This is a genomic window from Pseudomonas oryzihabitans (assembly GCF_014522265.1).
GTDB classification, from domain to species: Bacteria; Pseudomonadota; Gammaproteobacteria; order Pseudomonadales; family Pseudomonadaceae; genus Chryseomonas; species Chryseomonas aestiva.
Map to the genome: position 1 here is coordinate 4,649,476 of NZ_CP017024.1, position 20,943 is coordinate 4,670,418.

The window sequence follows — 20,943 nt, forward strand, 5'->3', positions numbered from 1 at the left end:
CCTGTAACAGCGCGAGAAATGGCGCTATCGAATCGGCGATAAATTTACCCATGAAGAAAGAACAAGCTCTCGGCCAAGGCGTCTGAGTCAGACTGCGGCAAAGCTCAACCCGGATACGCCCTGCAGCCAGATGCATCAAGACATTTCGGCACATGACAGATAGCCTGCTGGAATACTGTCGCTCCGCTCGCCGATTCTTCTACAGCCCCTGTACAACCTTTGGCCTGACGGCTCTGGCCAGGCCATCGTTAAATAAAAGTCTATATTTAACTTGCACCTCGTATAACAAAATATCCCCTTATCACCTCGCCCGAACTCGCCTTCCGCCCCCTACTCTCAATAACCGAAACGCCTAGCCTTTGGGGAGCGCAGCGTTCGACTCTTCAATAATTGAAAGTGGGAGAAGTTCTTATGGCCAACAAGAGCAGCAATCCAGGCAACTTCGCCAACAACCGCGATCGCGCCGCCGAGGCTGGTCGCAAGGGTGGACGTGCCAGCGGTGGCAATTTCGCCAACAATCCGACCCGGGCTTCCGAAGCCGGCCGCAAGGGTGGTCAGAACAGCCATGGCACTCGCCGACCCGAAGCGGCGAACGACGTCGAGGCGACCTGACCCGCGTTCCTCGATGCCGCCCGGCAGCCCTCCAGGCATGGCAAGACCTGGCAGGCTGCCCTTTCTGTTATTGCTGTTCCATCGCTGCTGGCACCTCAGGCGCCTGAGCCCCGAAGTGCGTTACAACTCACACAAATGCATGACCGTGCTACTTTTATCGGACAACCCGAGTGCTCCCCAGGGCTCACTCTTTCTGCCTCTGTCCGTCTGCACCGGTGCCCATGCTCAACAACATTCGCATCCAGAACAAACTCTTCGCCGGCTTCGCCGCCATCATCGCCCTGGTGGTCCTGCTGCTCTGGCTGACCTATGCCGCGTTGCAGAGCCTGGTGGACGCCAATCGCTGGGACAGGCACACCGCCGAGGTGCTGCTGTCGGTCACCACGCTGGACAACAATCTGCTCGAGACCCGGGCCAAGTTGCGCAACTACTGGTATTCCGGCTCAACCGCGGATGCCGACGCTGCGCGGCAGGCGCTGGCGCCACTGGCCGCAGCCGTGCGCGTGCCGCAGCAGCTGACCCAGGATAATGCTGAGCAACAGCAGCGCTTCGCTCGCCTTGCCGCGGACCTCGACACCTGGCGCCAGCAGACCTTCGAACCCCTGTTGCGCCTGCGTGATACCGGCAATCTGTCAGCGGTGCAGCTGGCCAACGAGCCCCTGATCACCACCCTGACCAATCAGGTCGCGGCCATGCGTCAGCAGATCCAGACCATCGCCGATGAAGAACGCCGCCTGTACGCGCAACGCGCGGGTCATACCGAGCAGGTACGCGACCAGCTGACCTGGACCCTGGTCGCCGGCGGCGCCCTCTGCGTGGTGCTGGCCGCCCTCATCGCCTGGCTGCTGTCCCATAATCTGCTGCGTTCGGTGCGCCGGCTGACCGATACCGTGGCGCGCATTTCCGCGGGCGACAGCAGCGCGCGCGTGGCGGTCCAGGGCCGTGACGAACTCGCCCAGGTCGGTCTGGCCTTCAATCAGATGGCGCAGCAGATCCAGGACGACCACGCCCGCGAACAGGCGCTGATGCAGCGCCTGCGCGCCGATGTCGACGACCTGCTCGGGCTGGTCAACAAGGCCGCCGCCGGTGACCTCACCGGACGGACCGCGGTCAGCGGCGACGACGCCATCGGCCAACTGGCCCGCGGCCTTAGCAAGATGATCGAGGACCTGCGCGGCATGCTCGCCAAGGTGCAGCGCGCCGGCATCCAGGTGACCTCCTCCACCACCGAGATCGCCGCCTCCTCGCGCCAGCAGGAGGCCACCAGCATCGAGCAGGCGCAGACCAGCGTCGAGGTGCTGAGCACCACGCGCGAGATCGCCGCCAACGCCAATGCCCTGGTACGCACCATGGAAGAAGCCGTGCAGGTGGCGGACGAGACCACCGAGGGCGCGGAGCAGGCGCGCAGCAGCCTGGCGAGCATGGACGGCACCATGCAGCGCATGGTGGCGGCGACCGATTCGATCAACGCCAAGCTCGCCGCCCTGTCGGAGAAGTCCAGCCACATCAACAAGGTGCTGACCACCATCACCAAGGTGGCCGACCAGACCAATCTGCTGTCGCTCAACGCCGCCATCGAGGCGGAAAAGGCCGGTGAAGCGGGCCGCGGCTTCTCGGTGGTGGCCACCGAGATCCGTCGCCTGTCCGACCAGACCACCGCGGCCACCGACGACATCGAGCAGATGCTCAAGGACATGAACTCCGCGGTTTCCGCCAGCGTCATGGGCATGGACAAGTTTTCCGAGGAGATCCGCCGCAGCGTGCAGGAGGTGGCCAGCGTCAGCGATCAGCTGGCCGGGGTGATCGAGGACGTGCAGAAGTTGCCGGCGCGGTTCGATATCGTCCTGGAGGGCATGCAGTCCCAGGCGGTGGGTGCCGGCCAGATCGCCGAGACCATCACCCAGCTCAACGACAGCACCCAGCAGACCACCGAGGCGCTCAAGGCCACCAGCGAGGCGGTCCAGTATCTGCAACAGGCGGCCCAGGACCTGCAGAGCAGCGTCGCCACCTTCTCGGTCACCCGTTGACCATGCAGATCCTGATCTTCCAGCTGGCCGATGCCGCGGCGGCCCTGCCGACGACGGCGATCCGCCAGGTGCTGCCCCTGTTGCAGCTCACCCGCTTCCCTGCTGCGCCGGCGGGCGTCGCCGGCCTGATGAACCTGCACGGCGCGGCGATCCCGGTGGTCGATGTCACCGCCATGAGCGGCGGCCCGGGTGCCCGGGCGCGCCAGGACACCCGCATCCTGCTGGTGGACTTCACCCTGCCCGATGGCCGCAGCCGGCCGCTCGGACTGGTAGTGGAAGGCGTCGCCGGCGTGCGTCGGATCTCCGCCAGCGTGCCGCGACCGGCAGGTGTCCGACTACCCGACTATCCCTGGCTCGGCGAGGTGCTGGAGACGCCCGAGGGCCTCTGGATGTGGCTGGAACCGGATCGCCTGCTCTCACCGGCCCTGGCCGCCCTGCTGTTCCAGGAGGCCGCGTGAAGCTCGATCCCCGGCTGGCGCCCCTGGTACGGGCGCGCACCGGCCTGGCCATCGCCGACGACATGCTCGGTCGCGCCATCCGCCAGCGCCTGCGCGAGCGCCAGGAGGGCGATGCGGAGGACTACATGGCGCGCGTCCTCGACGACGAAGCGGAATTCGCCGATCTGCTGGACCTGCTGGTCATTCCCGAGACCTGGTTCTTTCGCGATCCCCAGGCCATCGCCCATGCCGCCCGCTTCGCCCAGGAACGCCATGCCCGCAGCGGCGCACCGGTGCGGCTGCTCAGCCTGCCCTGCTCCACCGGGGAAGAGCCCTATACCCTGGCCATGGCGCTGTTCGACACCGGCCTGCCGGCCCAGGCCTTCGAGGTGACCGCGGTGGATATCAACGAGCCGTCCCTGGAGCGCGCCCGCCGCGGCCTCTATGGGCGCAATTCCTTTCGCGCCCGCGACCTGAGCTTTCGCGATCGCTATTTCGCACCCGAGGGCGATCGCCATCGCCTGGCCGAACGGGTGCGCAACCAAGTGCGTTTTCGCCAGGGCAACATCCTGCAGCTGGGCAGCCTGCGCGACGGCACCGCCTTCGACGTGGTGCTCTGCCGCAACCTGCTGATCTATTTCGACGACCAGACCCAGGGCCGCGCCCTCAGTCACCTGGCCGCGCTCATGCACGACGACGGCCTGCTCTGCGTCGGCAGTTCGGAGATGGTCAGCGCCATGCGCCACGGCTTCGCCAGCCTGGGCGTGGCCCACGCCTCCGCCCTGGTCAAACGTCAGGCCGTCGCCCCCGAACAACCGCGCCCGCCCACACCGGCTGCGCCGCCACGGCGCAAGGCCGCGCCGCGCCCACCCGCGGCGGCGAACCTGCCTGCGCGCCTGCGCGCCAGAAGCACGCCTTCACCTGCCCCGGCTACCCCCGTCTCCGCCGCCCCTGCGCCGCTCGAAGAAGCCCGGCGCCTGGCCGATGCCGGGCGCGGCACCGAAGCCGAGGCGCTGTTGCGCAACCTGCTCGAGACGGATCGCAGCCAGGCCGGTGCCCACTTCCTGCTGGCGCTGATCCTGCCCGACGCCCGCGCCGCCGAAGCCGAGCGGGCGCTGCGCCAGGCACTTTATCTGGAGCCAGGCCACTACCCCGCCCTCTGTCGCCTGGCGCTGATCTGTGAAAGAGCCGGCCGACTCGACGAAGCCGGACGCCTGCGCGAACGGGCCGCGCGCATCCAGACCCGCGCCGGTGACGAGGCATGAGCCTGAACCGTGAACTCAGCGCCCTGGAGCGCGCCGCCTGGGCCGAGCACTATGCCGAGCCGCTGGACGATCGCCAGGCGCGCTCGGCCAGTGCGCTGGTCTTTCGCCTCGGCGCGGAATGGCTGGGGCTGCCGGGCAGTTGCCTGGTGACCGCCACCGAACCCACCGCCGTGCACCGCGTCCCGCACCGGCGCTCGCCACTGCTGCGCGGCATCGTCCCGGTGCGCGGTCAGCTGCAGCCCTGCATCGCCCTGGAGCTGCTGCTGGCGGTGGCGCCGGCTGAACAGACCCGCGGCTTTCCGCGCCTGTTGCTGCTGCATGTCGGGCGCCGCGACTGGGCGGTGCAGGTCGACGAGGTGCTGGGCCTGCAGCGCTATGCCCCGGGCGAGGTGCAGCCGCCGCCAGCCACCCTGGGCGGCGAGTTGCTCAGCTACCTGGGCGGCGTCTATCGCGAAGGCGCGCACCAGGTCGGCCTGCTCGAGCTGACGCGCCTGGAGCGGGCCCTGGAAGAGGCGCTGCGATGAGTCAGCCGCCGCGCGATGTGCGCGAGATGTCGCTCTACGATCTCTTCGCCAGCGAGGTGCAGAGTCATCTGCAGGCGCTGGATGCCGGTCTGTTGCGCCTGGAGCGCGACCCCAGCGACACCGGGGTGATCGAGCCGATGATGCGCGCGGCCCATTCCATCAAGGGCGCGGCGCGCATCGTCGACCTCGACGGCCTGGTGGAGCTGGCCCACGCCATGGAGGACTGCCTGGTCGCGGTCCAGGCCGGACGTCGCCAGCTCGGCCCGGCGGACCTCGATCGGCTGTTTCGCTGCGTCGACGTCCTCGGCGAGGTCAGTCGCCTGGACGAGGCCGCCAGCGCCCGCTGGCAGCGCGAACAGCGCGATAGCCAGCGGGCGCTGGCGCAGGCGCTGAGCGCTGGCGCGGGCGATCCGCCGCCAGCGGCCGCAGGCGCCCCCCGTGAGTCGGCGCCGGCGCCCGTCGTACCCGAAGAACCAGCCCCCGACGTCGAGCGCGGCCGGGACCCGCTGCGGGTGGACAGCGGTCGCTTCAACCAGATTCTCGCCCTCACCAGCGAAGCCCGGGTCATGGGCCTCGGCCTGCATGGCCTGGTCCAGGGTTTCCAGGGCTATCGCGCGGAATTGCAGGGCCTGTTCGGCCAGGCCCAGGCGGTCAGCAGCGAAGTGCGTCAGCGCCAGGAAGGGTTGCTCGATCGCTATCAGCAGCAGCTGCAGGCGCTGGAAGCCTACGAGCGGCGCCTGCTCGGGGTCTGCCAGGGTCTGCTGGACGAGGTGCTGGGGGTGCGCATGCGCCCGCTGCGCGATGCCGTCCAGGGCTTTCCGCGGCTGGTGCGCGACCTGGCCCGGGGCCTGGACAAGGACGCCATGCTGCAGGTGGACGGCGCCGACACCCTGATCGATCGGGAGGTGCTGGCGCGACTGGAAAGCCCGCTCAATCACCTCTTGCGCAACGCCGTCGACCATGGCCTGGAAACCCCGGCCGAACGCCGCGCCCTGGGCAAGCCCGAGTGCGGCCAGATCCGCCTGGAGGCCCGCCATGTCGCCGGCCGCCTGCAGGTCAGCCTGCACGACGACGGCCGCGGCCTGGACCTGGAGCGCATCCGCGCCGCGGTCATCGCCCGGCGCCTTAGTCCGGCGCCGGTGGCCGCCGAGCTGAGCCCGGCGGAGTTGCTGGAGTTTCTGCTGCTGCCCGGCTTCAGTCTCAAGGAGACGGTGACCGAGCTGTCCGGTCGCGGGGTGGGCCTGGACGTGGTGGCCGACGCCATTCGCGCCCTGGATGGCGAGGTGCGCCTGGAAACCCGGCCGGGGCTGGGCTTCAGTACCCACCTGCTGGTACCGGTCAGTCGCTCCATCGTCCGGGCGCTGATCGTCGACATCGCCGGCGAGGCCTATGCCCTGCCGGTCAATCGCATCGAACGGGTGCTGCGCCTGGATCCGGCCGAGGTGCACTCGCTGGAGGGCAAGGCCTTCTTCCTGCTCGGCGAGGATCGCCTGGGGCTGGTCGCGGCGCATCAGCTGCTGGAGCTGGATGGCGCGCCGCCCAGCGGCGATCTCGCCGTGCTGGTGATCGGTGGTGGTGACCGGCGCTACGGGCTGGTGGTGGATCGCCTGCGCGGCGAACAGGGCCTGGCGCTCAAGCCGCTGGACGAGATCTTCGGCAAGTTGCGCTCGGTCATCGCCGGGGCGCTGCTCGACGACGGCAGCCCGGTGCTCCTGCTGGACGTGGCCGACCTGCTCACCGGCATCGAGCGACTGCTCGGCGAGGGCCGCCTGCGGCAGGTGCAGAGCGGCGCGGCCACGGACAACCGCAGGGTCAAGCGAGTCCTGGTGGTGGACGACTCCCTCACCGTGCGCGAGATGGAGCGCAAGCTCCTGGAAGGCCAGGGTTATCACGTGGAAGTGGCGGTGGACGGCATGGACGGCTGGAACGCCGTGCGCGCCGGTGAATTCGACATGCTGCTATCGGACATCGACATGCCGCGCATGAACGGTATCGAGCTGGTGGAACTGGTGCGCCGCGATCCGCGTCTGCATGCCCTGCCGGTGATGATCGTCTCCTACAAGGATCGCCCGGAAGATCGGCTCAAGGGCATGCAGGCCGGTGCCGACTACTATCTGACCAAGGGCAGCTTCCACGACGACGCCCTGATCACCGCCGTGCAGGACCTCATCGGAGCGCCATGAGAATCGCCATCGTCAACGATCTGCTGCTTGCCACCGAGGCCTTGCGTCGCCTGCTGATCGGCGACGGGCGCCATACGGTCGCCTGGATCGCCCATGACGGTGAGGAAGCCGTGGCGCGCTGCGCCGAGGACCGCCCGGATCTGATCCTCATGGACCTGCAGATGCCCCGCCTGGACGGCATCGAGGCAACGCGCCGGATCATGGCGCAGTCGCCCTGCGCCATCCTCATGGTCACCGCCACCCCCGACGACTGCGAAGGGGTGTTTCGCGCCATGGGCGCCGGCGCCCTCGACGTGACCGCTACCCCGGCCTTGAGCGGCGGTGCCGATGGTGGCGCCCTGCTGCGCAAGATCGCCCGTATCGAACCTCTGGTGCGACTGCCCGAACGGGCCTCGCGCCCGCCCCAGGCCAGCGCTGCCACGCCGAGCACCGCGGCCGAGGCCACCCGCGACAGCCTGGTGGCCATCGGTGCCTCCACGGGTGGACCGGCGGCCCTGGTCAGCCTGTTCGAGGCCTGGGCGCCCACCCAGGAGGCCAGCGTGGTACTGGTGCAACATATCGACCGCCGCTTCGCCCCCAGTTTCATCGGTTGGCTCGGCACCCAGATCGCCTGGCCGGTCACCGCCGCCATGCCCGGCGCCCTGCCGGAGCCCGGCCACGTCGCCGTGGCCCTGGGCGACGACCACCTGCTGCTGGATGAGCGCGGCCGCTTCGCCTATACCACCGAGCCGGTGGACTACCCCTATCGTCCCTCCGTGGATGTGTTCTTTACCCAGCTCGCCAGCCACCCGCTGCGGGCCAGCAAGGCCCTGGGCATCCTGCTGACCGGCATGGGCCGCGATGGCGCCAGCGGCCTCTATGCCCTACGCCAGAGCGGCTGCCCGACCCTGGCCCAGGACGAGGCCAGCTGTGCCGTATACGGCATGCCCGCGGCTGCGGTTAGAATGGGCGCCGCGGAGCGCATTCTCAGCCCCGCGCAGATCGGCGCCTGGCTGCAAAGACGCTTCGGCAACGGCTCGCGTAACATGACATGAAAGGTCGCCAACAGGAGCGTTGGACGGCGCAGTGGCAGGGATTGGCCAAGAAGAGACGCGGGACGCCCGACCCCGCCCGCACAAGGACTCGCAGTAATGGCCACGCATGAGGGTAACGCCCAGGATAGCCTGACCGCACCCAAGGTGCGCCTGCTGCTGGTGGACGATCAGCTGATCATCATCGAAGCCTTGCGGCGGATGATCGCCGATCAGCCCGACATCGAGCTGCATTACTGCCTGGACGCGCACCAGGCGGTCAACATGGCCCTGCAACTCAAGCCCACGGTGGTCCTGCAGGACCTGATCATGCCCGAGATCGACGGTCTGGAAACGGTCAGGCGCTTCCGCGCCGAACCGGCCCTGCGCGACGTGCCCATCGTGGTGCTCTCCTCCAAGGAGGATCCCCAGGTCAAGGCGCAGAGCTTCGCGACTGGTGCCAACGACTATCTGGTCAAGCTGCCCGACAAGCTGGAACTGCTGGCGCGGGTGCGCTACCACTCCGAGGCCCACGTCCTGCGCGCCCAGCGCGACGAGGCCTTTCGCTTCCTGCGCGAGAGCCAGCGCCAGCTCGCCGAAGCCAATATCCAGTTGCAGAAGCTGGTGGCCATTGACAGCCTCACCGGCATCAACAACCGCCGTCATTTCGATCAGACCTACGAAGGCGAATGGCTGCGCGCCCGGCGCAATCGCCAGCCGCTGGCGCTGCTGCTGTGCGATGTCGACCACTTCAAGCGCTACAACGACACCTATGGCCATCTCAGCGGCGATCTCTGCCTGAAGAAGGTGGCGGCGGTGCTCACCGAGCAACTCAAGCGCCCGGCCGATCTGGTGGCCCGCTACGGCGGCGAGGAATTCGCCATGGTGCTGCCGGAGACCGATGCCGAAGGCGCGCTCAAGGTCGCCGAAGCCTGCCGTGCCGGGGTGGAACGGCTGCAGGTGGCGCACTCCGGCAGCGACCTCGGTTTCGTCACCATCTCCATCGGCGTCGGCAGCATCCAGCCGCAGAGCGGCGACGATCACGAAGCCTTCATCGAATGCACCGACCAGGCGCTGTACCAGGCCAAGGCCGAAGGCCGCAACCGGGTGCATCTGGTCAAGGGCGGCAAGGAGCTGGCGGCCCAGGGCGTTTCGCCAACCGGCTAGAAGCTGCGACTGACCAGGCGATTACGCCCTTCGGCCTTGGCCTGGTAGAGCAGGTTGTCGGCGGCCTTGAGCAGCCCGTCCGGAGTCTGTTCGGGGGTCGGATTGCAGCAGGCCAGGCCCATGCTCATGGTTAGCCAGAGGCGGTCCTCCGCCAGCGGATGAGCGATGCGCAACTCGGCGATGCCCTGCCGGCAGCGCTCCAGCACCGCTTCCGCCGCCGTGCGCGTGGCGCCCGGTAGCAGGAGCACGAATTCCTCCCCGCCATAGCGCGCCAGGCAGTCCCGCTCGCGGATGCGCTGCTCCAGCACCTGGGCGACCCGCGCCAGCGCCTGATCCCCGGCGCCGTGGCCGTGGGTATCGTTGTACTGCTTGAAGTAATCGATATCGAGCATGGCGATGGCCAGCGAACCCCGCCGGCTGACCGCCAGCTGCCACTCGATCGTCAGCTGCTCGTCGAAGCGACGGCGATTGCCCACCGCAGTCAGCGGATCCATGTGCGCCAATTCCTCCAGCAGCCGCCGCTGACGGGCCAGTTGCAGGTGCAGCCGCACCCGCGCCAGCACGGCCAGTGGATTGAAGGGCTTCTGGATGAAGTCGCTGGCGCCCAGCTCGAAGCACTCCACCTCGCGGTGCAGGTCGTTGGCCGCGGTGATGAAGATCACCGGGATGGCGCTGGTCTCGGCGCGGCGCTTGAACAGCTGGATCAGCTGCAGGCCGTCGATGCCGGGCATCACCACGTCCAGCAGGATCAGATCCGGGTGTTCGCGGGCGGCCTTGGTCAGTGCCTGGACCCCGCTCTTGGCCAGCATGATGCGCGCCTCGTTGCGCAACAGATCGCCGAGGACGCGCAGATTGCTCTTCTGATCGTCGACGATAAGGATCAACGGCAGCTCGGGACGACGCCCCTCCATCGGCAACTATCCCGACCGTTGTCCGGCCTGCCGCACTCGCCGCAGCAGATCCGCGGTGGCATCGGCGGCATGTTCGAACTCGACGTCGTTCACCCACTCGCGGATCCGTACCACGTCGGCGCTGTGCGGGGTGCTCACGCAGGCGCGCAACAGGGTGTCGAGCACCTCCTCGGCAGCGAAATCCGACGTCTGCAGGAGTCCGACCAGGCGTTCGAGCAGGGCTTCCAGTTCCTCGACGGCGGCCTCCTCGCCGCCGGCGACCTCGACCAGGATCTCGTCGAGCGACGCCAGGCACCGCTCGGCCTCGGCCTGCAGGCGGCGCACCTCCTCGCCGATGGGCTGGGCCAGCCGGATCCGGGTGGTCAGGCGTTGCGCCGCTTCCTGCAAGTCCAAGGCGCCGACATAGGCGGCGGTGGCCTGCAGGCCGTGGGCGCATTCGAACAGGGCGGTGACATCGTCGGCCGCGCGCCAGGCGGCGATCCGCCCAGGCAATTCGGCCTGCTGCACGCGGAAATCCCGCATCAGCTGCTCATAGAGCTCGGCGCTGCCGCGCAGCAGGCGCAGCGCCGACTCGGGTTCGAGCACCGCACTGGCCCGCGCGCGCGCCAGCACGCCGACCTCCTTCACATCCCCCCCCTCTTCCACCGCCTTGCGCTCGGCGCGCTGCAGCTGCTCGAGATTGGCCCAGGCGGCGATGATGCGGAACAGCTCGGCGGGATCGAGCGGCTTGACCAGGTGATCGTTCATGCCCGCATCCAGGCACCGCTCGCGATCGCCGGGCAGGCCGTTGGCGGTCATGGCGATGACCGGCAGCGCGGCCAGCGCCGGGCGGGTGCGCAATTCGCGGGTGGCCGACAGACCGTCCAGGCGCGGCATATGGACGTCCATCAGCACCAGGTCGTAGCGCTGCCGCTCCAGCTGGTCCAGCGCCGCCTGGCCATCTTCGGCCACGTCGATCAGGATGCCGCTGCCCTGCAGGAAGCCGATGACCACCTGGCGGTTGATGGCGTTGTCGTCCACCAGCAGCAGGCGAATGCCCTGCAGATCCACCACGCTTTGGCCCACCGTCGGCGCGGTCACCGGTGTCAGGCCCAGCCCGGACAGCAGTCGCTGCACGGCGGGACCGGTGACCGGTTTGTCGAGGAGTTCCAGACCTGGCAGATCCTCGCCCAGGCTGCGCACCTCTTCCGCCTCGTAGGGCGAGGCCAGCAGGGTCAGCGCCAGCTCCGGCTGACGGAAGCGCAACTGGCGCGCCAGCGCCAGGCCGTCCTCGGCGCCCAGGCGCCAATCGACGATGGCCAGTTCGAAGACCGCCGTGGCCATGGCCGCCAGGGCCTGCTCGGTGGATTCCGCTTCCACCACCTGCATGCCCAGTTCGCGCAGGCGTTGCCCCAGGGTGCGCCGGGCCAGGCCGTGGTCGTCCACCAGCAGGACCTGCCGCGGCGTCTGGCTGGGCAGCCGCTCCGGCTCGCCCACCACCGGCAGGGTCAGACGCAGGGTAAAGCAGGAGCCGCGCCCGGCTTCGCTATGGACCTCGAGGGTGCCGCCCATGAGTTCGGTGAGCTGGCGGGAGATCGCCAGGCCCAGGCCGGTACCGCCATAGCGACGGCTGATGGAGCCATCCGCCTGGGTGAAGGGCTGGAAGAGTTGCGCCTGCTGCGCCTCGGCCAGGCCGATGCCGGTGTCTTCCACCGCCAGGCTGAAATGGGCACGACCCGCTTCGCAGACGGCACCGACGCGGATCAGCACATGGCCCCGCTCGGTGAACTTGACCGCATTGCTCAGCAGATTGACCAGCACCTGCTGCAGGCGCAGCGGATCGCCTTCCAGCGCCAGGGGAATGTCCGGACCGCAATCCAGCACCAGTTCGACGCCCTTCTCGTGGGCCTTGATGGCGCAGAGATTGAGCGTGCGTTCGAGCACCTTGGCCAGGTTGAAGCCCAGTTGTTCGAGCTGGGTACCGCCGGCTTCGTTGCGCGAATAGTCGAGCACGTCGTTGATCACCCCCAGCAGGGTCTCGCCGGAGTCGAGGATCTTGCCGACGTGGCCACGCTGCTCGCCAGACAGCCGGGTGCCCAGGGTCAGGCGGCTGAGGCCGATCACCGCATTGAGCGGGGTGCGAATCTCGTGGCTCATGGTCGCCAGGAACAGCGACTTGGCCGCTGCCGCTTCCTCGGCCCGGATGCGCGCCTGGTCCAGCTCGAGGGTCCGTTCGCCGACGCGCTGCTCCAGGGTTTCGTAGATCTGCGCGTGCTCCAGGGAGATCGCCGCCTGGGTGGCCAGGATGCCCAGCACCTGCAGCCGACCCGGGGTGAAGGCCTGGGCCAGCAGGTTGTTTTCCAGATAGAGGATGCCGATCAGGCGGCCCTGGCGCAGCACCGGCAGGCAGCAGACCGAGCGCGGACGCCGCGCGCGGATGTAGACGTCGCGGACGAAGCGGCCGGCGCGGGCGGCGTCATCGAGGATCACCGGTTCGCGGTGACGGATCACGTGGGACACCAGGGTCAGGGGCACCAGGCCCTCGCCGGAGTCCTGTTCGTTCAGCGCCAGTGGCAGCCCCTGCAGCACCTTGGGCTCGGCCGAGCTGCTGCAGATCGAGGCCTGCACCAGCCAGCGACCGCCCTCGGGCAACAGCAGCAGGCCATGCTGGGCGCCGCCCTCCTCCAGGATGATGCGCATCATCCGCGCCAGCAACTGATCCAGCGCCAGCTCGTTGGAGATGGTCTGCAGCGACTTGAGCACCGACAGCCAGTCCAGCCGCATCATCTCGCTGGTGGCCTGGCCCTGGGTGCGCTGCACCGTCAGGGCGGTGGCCTCGGCCGCGCGCAACCAGTGGGGGAATTCGTTCTCCAGCGCCTGGGCCTTGGCCGCGGCGCCCCAGTGCAGATAGCTGCGCTGGGCATCCTGCAGATAGGTCCGGGCGATCCGCGGACGCTGCTGTTCCAGCCAGAAGCGCCCATAGAGTTCCTCGGCCAGCGCCGCGCCCTGGCGAAAGCCGTGCAACCGCGCGGATTCCAGTGCCTGTTCGTAGAGATCCATGGCCGCTTCGACCCGGCCCTCGCGGCGCGCCCGCTCGGCCGCCACCAGGTCACGCTTGTGGGCGAAGTTTTCCGGGCAGTGCGCGGCCCAGCCGTTCAGCCGTTCCTGGGCGATCTCGACCTTGGCCAGCGCCTCACCCGCCAGTTCGCTCTCGGCCAGCAGGATCAGCGCCTGATAGAAGGCGTGCTCGGCGATGCTGAACCAGCCGAAGCTCGCCGCCAGCGAGGCTTCCATGGCTTCGGCGTGCTGCCGCGCCTGGGGCAGCCGGCGGAACAGCAGCGCCGCCTGCATCTTGTTGAAGTCGTAGTAGTTCAGACAGAGCACATGGCCGCTGTCCTGCATCTGCCGCACCAGCGCCGCTTCGTCCTGACCCTCTTCGTCCCAGCTCTCCTGACCCGGGGTGAGCCCCTGCAGCAGCCGCAGCGACTGGCGCAGGATGGTGAAGATCTCCAGGGTGTTGGGATCGCCGATGCCCAGCAGGATCCGCTCGATCTCCGCGGTTTCGCCGAGGATGTCGTCCAGCGGGGCCCCGGCGTGCTGCAGGTGCTTGAGGATGTGGAAGGCGCTGTAGGCGGTGAAGATGATCTCGCCGGTGCGCTGACCGGCGGCCAGGGCCTCGCGCAGCAGGGCGACGTTGTCCGCGATGGGGCTCGACCAGGGACTGTTGGTCACCGCGAACATGGTGTAGACCTTGCACTTGAGCGGCAGATTGCCGGTGCGGTCGACCAGGTCGACGGCCAGGCGCCCGACCTGGTAACCCAGTTCGTAGCGACCGTGGAAGGCCGACAGCAGCGAGCCGTAGTTGGCATAGCCGAAGGGCGAGAGATCGCCATTGCCGTACTGGATCGACAGCTTGACGATGCGCATGACCGCCAGCAGGCTCATCGGCAGGTCGACGTTGATCGCCGGCCCCCAGAGCAGGCCCAGCAGGCGGATCAGCAACTGGGCACGCGGATCTTCCATGCGTGGCAGGTCGAGCAGCGCCGCCGGACTGCGCTCGGCGAGCCAGGCCTCGACCTCGGCGCTGTCGGCGCCGATGGCCTGGTTGATGGCGTCCGTCGCTTCCGGCCAGGGTTCGTCCAGCACCTGGAGGCCGGCCTTGGCCACCACCAGGGCTTCGGTGAAGCGCCCGAGGCCACTGTAGAGGTCGATCTGCAGGGCCCGCACCCCGGCTTCCTCGAAGATGGTGAGCGCCCGCGGCAGCAGCACTTCGCAGATGCGTAGGGCCTCGTTGGCATCGCCACAGAGGTGCGCGACCTCGGCCCATTCCCGATGCAGCTGGAACAGCAGCTCATGGCGGCTCTCCCAGGCCGCATCGTCGATCAGCGCGACCGCCGTGCGCAGAAACTCCTGGGCGGCGGGATAGGCATTGGCCTGGCGCGCCTTGCGCGCGGCGTCCAGATTGAGTTCCAGCAGCTGCAGCCGCTCGGCGGGCGTCTCGATCAGCGCCAGCGCCAGGTTGAGGTGATTGACCGCGTCCAGCCGCGTGGCGCTGCCTTCGGCGAGATAGAGCTGACCGGCGCGCAGGTGGACCCGCTCGCGCTCGGCAGGCGCCAGCAGCGAGTGAGCGGCATGGCGTACCTGATCGTGCAGGAAACTGTAGTGCGTGGGCGTCTGTTCCCCCGCCGGGCCGCCTTCGGGCTCGGTGAGCAGGCCTTCCTGCACCAGCGACTGGCAGAGGCGGCGGATGTCCGCGGGCGATTCCGCCATCAGCGCGGCGAGGCGATCGCTGGAGAAATGGGTGCCCAGACAGGCTGCCCACTGCAGCAGTTGCGAGGTGCTCGCCGGTAGCTCCTTGAGCTTGCCGACCATGAAGTCGACGACATTGTCGTAGACGTCCAGGGCCTGCAGCCGCGCCAGCTCCCAGTGCCACTGACCCTGCTCGCCGTCGAACTCCAGCAGGCCTTCCTGCTGCAGACTGCGCAGCAACTGCTCGATGAAGAAGGGATTGCCGAGGGTCTTGTCCAGGCAGAGCCCGGCCAGGGCCGCCTGCTCCGCCGCCGGTGCCGGCAGCAGTTCGGCGATCAGGCGCTCGATCTCCACCCGCGACAGCGGACCCAGCGACAGGGTACGGATCAGCGCCGCGCCGAGCAGGCGCTCCAGGGCGCTGCCGGCGAGCTGTTCTTCACGATGGGTCGCCACCAGCAGCAACGGCCCCTGGTCGGTCCGCGCCAGAAGGCGCTCGATCAGGCGCAGCGACGCGCTGTCGGCCCACTGCAGATCGTCCAGCCACAGCAGCAGCGGACGGGTGTCCACGGCGAAGGCCAGCAGCAGCGCGATCACGGCTTCGTCGAAGCGTTGTTCGGCCTGTAGTGGCGGCAGTTCGGCCACCGGTGCCTGGGGCCCGAGCCAGGTGGCCAGCTCGGGCGAGACCTCGGTCAGCACCCCGGCGTTGCCACCCAGAGCCTCGACCAGGCGGTCGGCAAAGGCTTCGCCCAGACTCTGCCCGACCTCGACCAGCTCGCGCACGGCCTGGCGCAGGGCGCCATAGGGCACGCCGCTGCCAAGGGTCTCGAACTTGCCGTGGGCGAGCAGCACCCGCTCGCCCTGGCGACGGACGAAGGACTGCACCAGCGCCGATTTGCCCACCCCGGAACTGCCACTGACGAAGACGGCTTCGATCCGGCCCAGGGTCGCCCGCGCCAGCGCCTCTTCGAGCAAACGCAGGGGCGCGCCGCGCCCCTGCAGGGTGCGTACCGGCATCAGGCGTGCCGGCGGATCCTGCTCGCCCAGGGCGAAGCCCCCCGCTCGCCGGCCTGATGGGCCGCCTGGCAGCGCTGCAGATCGCGCAGGATGCCGTAGCAGCCCTGGTAGCGTTCCTCGGCGGCCTTGGCCATGAGCTTGTCCACCAGCGCCGCCAGCATCGGCGGTACCGTCGGCACCCGCTCGACCAGCGAGGGCGCACGCATCGCCAGGTGCGCATGCACCAGTTCGAGCGGGTCCTGGGCGCGAAACGGTGGCTCGCCCGCGAGCATCTCGTAGAAGGTCACGCCCAGCGCATAGAAGTCGCTGCGATAGTCCTGATGGCGCCCGGTCCGCCCGCTCTGCTCCGGGGCCAGATAGGTGAGCGAGCCCTCCAGGCGGGCATCGCTGCCCTGGACGGTGCCAAAGGCCGTGGCGATGCCCAGATCGGTCAGCCGCAGGCTGCCCGTGGTGCAGTTGCAGACGATGTTGCGCGGATTGAGGTCGTTGTGGGCGATACGCAACCGGTGCAGCCGCGCCAGGGCACGGACGATGGCCAGCGCCCAGTCGAAGAAGTCGTCCAGCGCCAGCGGCCCGGCGGCGAGCAACCCGGCGAGGTCGGTGCCGCCGATGTCTTCGAGCACCAGCACCTGACGACCCTGGTATTCCAGCAGTTCCAGGGCAGCGCTCACCGCCCCGCTGGCACTGGCCCGGCGGGTCAGTTCGAATTCATGGCGCAGCCCGGCCTGGGCCTGGGGCGTGGGATAGTCGGCGGCCAGCTGCTTGAGGATCACCGGCTGACCATCGGCCAGGCGCGTGCCGCGGTAGATCAGGGCATGGCGGCTTTCGCTCACCCGCGTCTTGCAGCTGTAGCCTGGAATCCTCAACACCGCGTTCGCCTCGATCCTCGGCCGACCGGGCGATACCGGGCCAGCGCCTCAACTATTTCCGTTGCCTTGCTAAAGTCTCAAGGGAACTTTTCGATAAAGTGATATTACCCTAGCCATCATTTGGCTTACGTCCACTGGTGCAACAATTTGCACACTTCGGAGCAATACGCATGGACGCCGTACCTTCTGTCCGCAAGATCGCCATCTTGGGCGGCGGCGTGTCCGCCGTCACCACCGCCTTTCGTCTTACAAGTGAGCCCAACTGGCAGGACCGTTACCAGATCACCCTGTACCAGCAGGGCTGGCGTCTCGGCGGCAAGGGGGCCAGCGGACGCAAGGCGACCGACCACCAGCGCATCGAGGAACATGGCATCCATGTCTGGTTCGGCTTCTACTACAACGCCTTCCACAGCCTGAGGCAGTGCTACGAGGAACTGGACCGGCCTGCCGGCGCACCCCTGGCGACCCTCGACGAGGCCTTCTTCGCGCATTCCCATACCGCCTTCGCCGATGCCTTCCAGGGACAGTGGACCACCTGGCCCATCGATACCCTGGCCCTGCCCGGCAAGCCCGGCGAGGGCTGGAATCCCAAGCCCTTCATGGCGGCCCTCGGCGATCTGCTGGAGTGGTTGCTGCGGCTGGGCGAGGTGGACGACACCCCGGCGGCGGCCGCGCCAGGCGGCCTGTTCGCCCGGCTGCGCGCGCACTGCCGCGAGGAATTGCAGGAGCTGGCACTCAAAGAGGCGGAGCACCAACTACGGCAGGCCCGCACGGCGCTGCCCGACGGCGTCGACCATCCCGTGCTGCTGGCGTTGCTGCGCAGGCTCCGCGGCCTGCTCGGCGACATCCTGCACGACCGCAGCCAGACCCACGTCAAGGCCCACCGGCTGTGGCTGCTGATGGATTTCGGCCTGACCGTGCTGATCGGCATGCTCGCCGACGAGGTCTATGCCAAGGGCTTCGCAGCGCTCAACGAAGAGACTTTCCAGGCCTGGCTGAGCCGGCACGGCGCCAGCGCCGCGACCCTGGACAGCGCGGTGCTCAAGTCCCTGCACGGCGGCATCTTCGCCTATCGCGACGGCGACCTCGCCCAGCCCGACGTCGAGGCCGGCACCGTGCTGCGTGCCGCCCTGCTGGCCCTGACCACGGCCAAGGGCTCCTTCATCTGGCGCATGCAGGCCGGCATGGGTGATGTGGTCTTCGCGCCCTACTACGAGGTGCTCGCCCGCCGTGGCGTGGACTTCCGCTTCTTCCACCAGGTCACCGCCATCGAAGCCGCCGACGACGGTCAGGGACCACGGGTGACGCGCCTGCAGATCCAGCGCCAGGTCACCCTCAAGGGCGACGCCTACCAACCGCTGGTGGACGTCAAGGGTCTGCCCTGCTGGCCTTCGGCGCCGCTGTACGAGCAGCTCGACGAGCAGATCGCCCGGGAGCTGCAGGACGGCCAGATCAATCTGGAATCCAACTGGAGCGGCTGGCAGGGCGTCGAGCAGCTGGAGCTGCAGGTCGACCGCGACTTCGACGAGGTGGTGCTGGGGATCTCCGTGGCCGGCCTGGCCGACCTCGCCCCCAGCCTGTGCGCCCTGGACCCGGCATTCGCGCGCATGAGCCGGCAGGTGGCCACCGTCGCCACCCAGGCGGTACAGCTCTGGCAGAACCGCGACGCCTGGCAACTGGGCTGGAGTGGCTCGCCTCAGGGTGGGCAGGCGCCCGAGCTGCTGGGCTTCGCCGCCCAGGCGATGGACTCCTGGGCGGATGTCAGCTACCTGGTGGACCGCGAAGACTGGTCGAGCGGCACGCCACCGGCGGACATCAGCTATTTCTGCGGGGTTTTCGCTGCCAAGGCTGCCCCGCCCATCGGCAAAAAGGATGACTATCCGCAGCAGGAGGCTGCCAAGGTGAAGCAGGCCTTCCTCGACCTCATGAACGGCAACCTGGGCGCCTACTGGCCGGCAGCCGTGACCCCCGCGGGCTATCGCTGGGACTTCCTGCTGGCGCCCGCCGAGGTCCAGGGGCCGGCGCGCTTCGACTATCAATACTGGCGGGCCAACGTCGATCCCAGCGAGCGCTATGTGCAGAGCGTGGCCGGCAGCAGCCGCTATCGCCTGGCCACCGACGGCAGCGTCTGCCGCAACCTCTATCTGACCGGCGACTGGATCGACAACGGCTTCAACATGGGCTGCGTGGAATCGGCGACCCTATCCGGCCTGCAGACCGCTCGCGCCCTGCTCGGCCACCGCGAGGTCCTGCCCGGCGAGGACGCCTTCCAGTAGCGCCACCGCCTGGATCGCTGCGCGCTCGGCGCAGCGCTCCACGGCAGGCGGATAGCACGGCGCGGTGCCATCCAGGTAGTCCAGCAGCTCGGGCGCCTGGTTCCAGACCGCGGCCTCGCTGTAGAGGCGAGGCAATTCCAGCCGAATCCAGCCATCCATGAGGCGTACGCCCAGCTCCTCGATACCCAGGCCGTGGCCCTCGATCACCTCGCGATCCGCATCGGTGAGGGGATAGTGCGGCGGATAGAACTCGGCCAGGCTGACCAGCAACTTGACCGAGAAGCCGCGCGGATCGGCCAGCAAGGCCCCCAGCTCGGCGAACAGCGTCGCCTCTTCCACCAGCGCCTGAGCGAACATCAGTCGGTAGAGGGTGATGTTGAGAAACAGCTGACCGACCTCATTCTCCGCGCGCGCGTCCGCCTGATGCAGGGCGAAGCCGGCCAGGATGGAGGCGTTGTGCGCCCGGTACCAGTGCCGCGGGGTGGGATCGGCGATGAAGGTCAGCCAGCAGCGCGTGGGATAGGGCGCCTGGTCGCCGGGCAGCCCATGCTGCGCCAGGCAGCCGGCCAGCTCGGCCAGGTAGATGAAGTGCAGATTGACGTTGCGCCACCAGGCGCTGCCGGTTATGGGATCCAGGACACCGGCCTGGATTTCCCAGTCGAGAAAGGCCAGTTCCGAGTCGCCATAGCTCAGGCCGTCGTTGTCGGTATCGCCAAAACGCTGATAGAAGTCTTCGCGCACCGCCCGCCGCCGGGCCGGGACGTTCTCGATCTGGCGACAGAGCTCGCCGGTCGCCACGACGGCGTCTTCATAGGTGTACATGCATTCCCTGCCCTGCATATCAAGATTCCGCCCGATCATGGCGCAATGGCATCAGCGGCTTCCATGCGCATTAGGCTGAACGCGCTGGAAGAGAGCTCCAGTGGCGGCCCCTCGTGTCGCCAGTCCCCCTTGAGCGGATCGCCGCCCCGGGCGATCACCACGACCGGTCGGATCTGTCGATGGTCGGACAGCTTGCGCTGGGGAAGCATGGCGTCGCGGTCATCCAGCCGCACCCGGCGGGGCAGATCGGCAACACTCAGCCGCCGCACCGCCAGCGGTGGGCCGGGTTGATCCACCGCCAGCGCCAGCACGAAGACACTGTCCTCGGGCCGCACCCGCTGCGCCACCGCGGGCGCCAGACTGACCTCCACGTCCAGCCCGGGCGTGGTCAGCGCCTGACCGGCGGCCCGCGCCGCCGTCTCCGCCCGGGCGACGCCCTGGGCGAGGGTGTCGCGCAGGGGATCCCCTGGTGGCAGCACGGCGACCAGGCGCTGCCAGTAGCCGGCCGCCTTGGCGTAGGCTCCTCGTTCGTAGGCGGCCATGCCCAGCAGACCCAGGGTGGTGGGCTCGCCAGGATTGGCGGCCAGGGCTTCGTCGGCCAGGGCCTGGGTGCGCGCATCCAGCTGACGCCCTGCGGCGAAGAAACGGGCCTGGGCCAGTTGCCCGAGGACTTCCGCGCGCCGGCCATCGCGCTGGATGACCTGCTCGAAGGCGGCCACGGCATCCTGGTAGCGACCCAGGCCGGCATAGGCCCGTGCCAGCAGATACCAGTTGTCGGTCGCCTGGGGTTGCAGTCGCGTCGCCGCTTGCAGGTCGGCCAGCAGCGCCTGGGGCGAAGCCGGCGCCGCGGCGAGGCGCTGGCTCAGCTGCAGCGCCGGCCAGGCGCCGAGCAGCAGATAGAGCCCCAGGGCCAGGGCCGGGCCGCCCAGGGCGACCGCGATACCCAGGCGCCGGCCGTAGCGCGGCGGCGAAGAGCCCTCAACCGGACTGTCGGCGAGCAGGCTGCGGCCCGCCTCGGCTTCGGCCAGCGCCAGCGCCTGGGTGTCCAGCTCCCCCGTGCGGCCCGCGCCCTGGCATCCGCCAGGCGTTCCTGATAGA

General features: G+C 68.7%; 14 protein-coding genes and 1 pseudogene. 10 read left to right on the top strand and 5 right to left on the bottom strand.

Annotated features, from left to right (window positions below):
* Nucleotides 1-435 precede the first annotated feature (435 nt).
* The 8 genes and pseudogenes from BGI51_RS21485 to BGI51_RS21520 form a co-directional block, all read left to right on the top strand.
* A pseudogene (locus BGI51_RS21485) lies at nt 436-612 on the top strand (general stress protein); the annotation flags it as partial.
* 221 nt (nt 613-833) lie between these two features.
* Nucleotides 834-2,639, top strand: a complete 1,806-nt coding sequence (locus BGI51_RS21490) for a methyl-accepting chemotaxis protein (RefSeq protein ID WP_187979684.1) — start codon at nt 834-836, stop codon at nt 2,637-2,639.
* A gap of 2 nt (nt 2,640-2,641) precedes the next feature.
* A complete protein-coding gene (locus BGI51_RS21495) occupies nt 2,642-3,097 on the top strand; it encodes a chemotaxis protein CheW (RefSeq protein WP_133861092.1) in 456 nt (151 codons plus the stop codon).
* Nucleotides 3,094-4,341: a CheR family methyltransferase gene (locus BGI51_RS21500; RefSeq protein WP_187979685.1), complete on the top strand. Its 1,248-nt coding sequence runs from the start codon at nt 3,094-3,096 to the stop codon at nt 4,339-4,341. The genes BGI51_RS21495 and BGI51_RS21500 overlap by 4 nt, the downstream gene beginning before the upstream one ends.
* Nucleotides 4,338-4,865 carry a chemotaxis protein CheW gene (locus BGI51_RS21505; RefSeq protein ID WP_187979686.1) on the top strand — a complete coding sequence of 176 codons (528 nt, stop codon included), beginning with the start codon at nt 4,338-4,340 and terminating at the stop codon, nt 4,863-4,865. Before BGI51_RS21500 ends, BGI51_RS21505 begins: the two co-directional genes overlap by 4 nt.
* Nucleotides 4,862-7,048 (top strand): hybrid sensor histidine kinase/response regulator, encoded by a 2,187-nt coding sequence (locus BGI51_RS21510; protein ID WP_187979687.1) that lies wholly within the window; start codon nt 4,862-4,864, stop codon nt 7,046-7,048. Before BGI51_RS21505 ends, BGI51_RS21510 begins: the two co-directional genes overlap by 4 nt.
* Complete coding sequence (cheB, locus tag BGI51_RS21515; RefSeq protein ID WP_187979688.1) at nt 7,045-8,082, top strand: chemotaxis-specific protein-glutamate methyltransferase CheB; 1,038 nt, start codon at nt 7,045-7,047, stop codon at nt 8,080-8,082. The genes BGI51_RS21510 and cheB overlap by 4 nt, the downstream gene beginning before the upstream one ends.
* Nucleotides 8,083-8,178: 96 nt before the next feature.
* Complete coding sequence (locus BGI51_RS21520; RefSeq protein ID WP_187979689.1) at nt 8,179-9,225, top strand: GGDEF domain-containing response regulator; 1,047 nt, start codon at nt 8,179-8,181, stop codon at nt 9,223-9,225.
* Here the strand turns inward: BGI51_RS21520 and BGI51_RS21525 are convergent.
* The 3 genes from BGI51_RS21525 to BGI51_RS23675 are packed head-to-tail and all read right to left on the bottom strand — an operon-like array spanning nt 9,222 to nt 16,747.
* Entirely contained in the window at nt 9,222-10,136 is a 915-nt protein-coding gene (locus tag BGI51_RS21525) for a diguanylate cyclase domain-containing protein (protein WP_133861098.1), read from the bottom strand. The genes BGI51_RS21520 and BGI51_RS21525 overlap by 4 nt on opposite strands.
* A gap of 6 nt (nt 10,137-10,142) precedes the next feature.
* Nucleotides 10,143-15,878 (bottom strand): response regulator, encoded by a 5,736-nt coding sequence (locus tag BGI51_RS21530; protein WP_252977153.1) that lies wholly within the window; start codon nt 15,876-15,878, stop codon nt 10,143-10,145.
* Nucleotides 15,878-16,747 carry a serine/threonine protein kinase gene (locus BGI51_RS23675; protein ID WP_252977154.1) on the bottom strand — a complete coding sequence of 290 codons (870 nt, stop codon included), beginning with the start codon at nt 16,745-16,747 and terminating at the stop codon, nt 15,878-15,880. The genes BGI51_RS21530 and BGI51_RS23675 overlap by 1 nt, the downstream gene beginning before the upstream one ends.
* A gap of 170 nt (nt 16,748-16,917) precedes the next feature.
* On the opposite strand from BGI51_RS23675, the gene BGI51_RS21535 reads away from it, so the two are divergent.
* A complete protein-coding gene (locus tag BGI51_RS21535) occupies nt 16,918-19,023 on the top strand; it encodes an NAD(P)-binding protein (protein ID WP_187979690.1) in 2,106 nt (701 codons plus the stop codon).
* Here BGI51_RS21535 and BGI51_RS21540 read toward each other — a convergent pair.
* Together BGI51_RS21540 and BGI51_RS23680 are read right to left on the bottom strand one after the other, a co-directional pair.
* A complete protein-coding gene (locus tag BGI51_RS21540; protein ID WP_187979691.1) occupies nt 18,949-19,845 on the bottom strand; it encodes a hypothetical protein in 897 nt (298 codons plus the stop codon). The genes BGI51_RS21535 and BGI51_RS21540 overlap by 75 nt on opposite strands.
* Nucleotides 19,846-19,880: 35 nt before the next feature.
* Nucleotides 19,881-20,609, bottom strand: coding sequence for a tetratricopeptide repeat protein (locus BGI51_RS23680; RefSeq protein WP_437179458.1), 729 nt, complete (start codon nt 20,607-20,609; stop codon nt 19,881-19,883).
* Here BGI51_RS23680 and BGI51_RS24225 point away from each other — a divergent pair.
* Complete coding sequence (locus BGI51_RS24225; RefSeq protein ID WP_437179465.1) at nt 20,505-20,939, top strand: hypothetical protein; 435 nt, start codon at nt 20,505-20,507, stop codon at nt 20,937-20,939. The two genes, BGI51_RS23680 and BGI51_RS24225, sit on opposite strands and share 105 nt — an antisense overlap.
* Nucleotides 20,940-20,943: the final 4 nt, after the last annotated feature.

Bases quoted from the DNA above. Each gene is read 5' to 3' on its own strand.
- BGI51_RS21505 (WP_187979686.1), top strand. From the start codon at position 4,338: ATGAGCCTGAACCGTGAACTCAGCGCCCTGGAGCGCGCCGCCTGGGCC.
- BGI51_RS21535 (WP_187979690.1), top strand. From the start codon at position 16,918: ATGGACGCCGTACCTTCTGTCCGCAAGATCGCCATCTTGGGCGGCGGC.
- BGI51_RS21530 (WP_252977153.1), bottom strand. From the start codon at position 15,878: ATGCCGGTACGCACCCTGCAGGGGCGCGGCGCGCCCCTGCGTTTGCTC.
- cheB (WP_187979688.1), top strand. From the start codon at position 7,045: ATGAGAATCGCCATCGTCAACGATCTGCTGCTTGCCACCGAGGCCTTG.
- BGI51_RS21510 (WP_187979687.1), top strand. From the start codon at position 4,862: ATGAGTCAGCCGCCGCGCGATGTGCGCGAGATGTCGCTCTACGATCTC.
- BGI51_RS21525 (WP_133861098.1), bottom strand. From the start codon at position 10,136: ATGGAGGGGCGTCGTCCCGAGCTGCCGTTGATCCTTATCGTCGACGAT.
- BGI51_RS21520 (WP_187979689.1), top strand. From the start codon at position 8,179: ATGGCCACGCATGAGGGTAACGCCCAGGATAGCCTGACCGCACCCAAG.
- BGI51_RS21540 (WP_187979691.1), bottom strand. From the start codon at position 19,845: ATGTACACCTATGAAGACGCCGTCGTGGCGACCGGCGAGCTCTGTCGC.
- BGI51_RS21495 (WP_133861092.1), top strand. From the start codon at position 2,642: ATGCAGATCCTGATCTTCCAGCTGGCCGATGCCGCGGCGGCCCTGCCG.
- BGI51_RS21490 (WP_187979684.1), top strand. From the start codon at position 834: ATGCTCAACAACATTCGCATCCAGAACAAACTCTTCGCCGGCTTCGCC.